Below are 2,110 nucleotides of genomic sequence, written 5' to 3'. Positions count from 1 at the left end.
GGGATTCACCCCCGCGCTCCGCCCCTCACGGGCACTGCAGACCGCCGGCCGCCGCCGTCGAAATCGCCGGACAGCTGCGGGATCGCCGGAACTTTCCGGCGGTGTGGCGCGGATCCGGCGAACTCGGGGGTAGGGGGCGGCGTCACGTGCGTTAGTCTTCGGCGGCGCTGATCCCGAACTCGCTCTTGAGCCGCACGCGGGCGCCGCGCTCAACCAGTGTGGGTATGTAGGTCCGGATCCGGCCTGCGTTCAGGGCATCGAATTCCTCGCCGACGATCCCGGCGATGTGCCTCCGCGGTACGTGCGGAAACCTGGCAGCCAGACGCTCGACAACCTGATCAATGCTGGGTTCTTTCGCATCGTCCGTCACTTCTTCAGTGTGGAGCGGCCTGGTCCCGGCGTCAATGAATCTTCAGCTGGCAGGCGGCAGCAGGTGGCCCAGGCTCCGCAGGTAGGTGCCAAAGCCGTGGGGCGCCCGGGCATGGGTCCGGCCGGAGGTCATGACCCTGATGCTGTCCGTCGCGGTGACCGTAAAGGCGCGGCTGCGGAGGCTGTGCACCAGGGTCCGGTCTTCTTCGGACGTGACCCGGGCGAACCCTCCGGCGGCAAGATAGGCGGAAGCCCGGACCCCGAAATTCGCGCCATAGATATGGGGGTGGTCCTCGCGGAAGGGGTGGCGTTCGTGCCAGCGCCGGAGCAGCTCAGGGTCCATCCCGGCGGGGTCGGGTTCCACGGAACCCAGCACGGCGTCGGCCCCGGCCTCGGCGAACTCCAGTTGGCGCACCAGCCAGTTCTCCGGCACCCGGGAATCGGCGTCGGTGTTGGCCAGCCAGGTCCGGCCGGCCCAGGGCGGCGGCGTCCAGCGCTGGCCGGGCGGCCGCCGCCGGGTCACGCCGATGCCGGAGGCCCGGACGCCAGCGGCCCGGCTGGCGCCGGCGCTGTGGTAGCTGACCTCCAATGCGCTGAAACGCGGGTCCGAGGCTGCGAAGCCGGCCATGACGGCGGCGGAACCGTCCGTGCAGCTGTCTAGCACCACCGTCACCCGGGTCTCGACGTCGGACCGGACCCTGCGCAGTGCGTCCGCGGACCGCTGAACGGCCTCCAACGCCAGTTCCAGGTGGTCTTCTTCGTTGTTTGCGGGCATGACGACGGCGACCCGGTCGATGCGGTGCCCGCGCGGCAACGGCAGCGCCGTCATCGGGGTCACCGCATCCGTTCCGGGCCGCCCAGGCCCGGCGCGGCACCCGGTACAGCGTCCGGGGCAAGGAACACCTCGAGCACAAAGTCGCGCTCCTGGTAGGTCCCGCCGCCGGCCCAGCCCAGGTGCCGCCGGGCCGCGGCATGGACCGCGTCGCCGTCGAGTTCCCAGCCGGAAATGGGGTGCCGCCAGTGGCACAGCGCGAGGGTCCCGCCAGGCATGAGCGAGCCTTGAATCCGGTCGAACAGTCCGGCGAGCTCTGCCGGCGAGAGGTAGTAGCCCACCTCTGAAACCACGATCAGGTCGAACGATCCGTCCGGCCACTCGTTCGGGACGGTCAGGTGTCGCGTCGTCGCCGCGGGCAGGTGCGAGAGCCGCCTGGCGGCACGGTCCAGGGCGGTGCCGCTGGCATCGACGGCGAGGAAGCTTCCGCACCGCGGCGCGAGTTCCACGCTCAGGGTCCCGATGGAGCAGCCGATCTCCAACCCGGACGTGTAGCTGCTGCCGGGCAGCGCGGCGAGCGTGAGGGTGCGTTTGCGCTGCTCGTACCAGCTCGAGGTGTACTGCCAGGGGTCCTCCTCCCGGGCGTGGACGGCATCGAACACGCGCTCCGCGTCGCCCGCGGCGAAGGGCCGCCGGGACCCTCCATCCGCCCCGCCATCGCCCGGGCCGTCGCCCGGTCCATCGCCCGGGCCATCCGCCGGGACGACCGCGGGGTGCCAGGCAAACGTCTCCCAGGTCCGCTCAAAGTGTGTCAGGAAGGCCGGAGGCAGGAGCACCTCGTCGCCCGGCAGCCCGGAGAGCGGGCGCACCTGGGACACATGTGCCGCCATCGCGGCGGCCTTGGCCTCAAGCTCTGCCGGGCGCAGCGGCAGCCGGAACCAGCCGCGCCATGCCCCGCCGTCCGGGTCG

At 71.6% G+C, this 2,110-nt stretch carries 3 protein-coding genes; all 3 read right to left on the bottom strand.

Annotation, left to right across the window (positions count from 1 at the left end):
- Positions 1-151: 151 nt before the first annotated feature.
- On the bottom strand, positions 152-370 hold the full coding sequence (locus tag LQV45_RS27705; RefSeq protein WP_079552243.1) for a three-helix bundle dimerization domain-containing protein: 219 nt from the start codon (positions 368-370) through the stop codon (positions 152-154).
- Positions 371-412: 42 nt separating this feature from the next.
- Positions 413-1,198, bottom strand: a complete 786-nt coding sequence (locus tag LQV45_RS27700; protein ID WP_230010083.1) for a glycosyltransferase family 2 protein — start codon at positions 1,196-1,198, stop codon at positions 413-415.
- 5 nt (positions 1,199-1,203) lie between these two features.
- The coding region (locus LQV45_RS27695) for a class I SAM-dependent methyltransferase (RefSeq protein WP_230010081.1) at positions 1,204-2,110 on the bottom strand (907 nt) is incomplete at its 5' end.

The sequence above is a fragment of the Microbacterium sp. Bi128 genome (assembly GCF_918698205.1).
Note: the sequence above shows the minus strand (reverse complement) of the source record. Positions and strands in the feature narration are given on the sequence as shown.

Coding starts and splice junctions, on each gene's coding strand:
- LQV45_RS27700 (WP_230010083.1), bottom strand. CDS start 1,198: ATGACGGCGCTGCCGTTGCCGCGCGGGCACCGCATCGACCGGGTCGCC.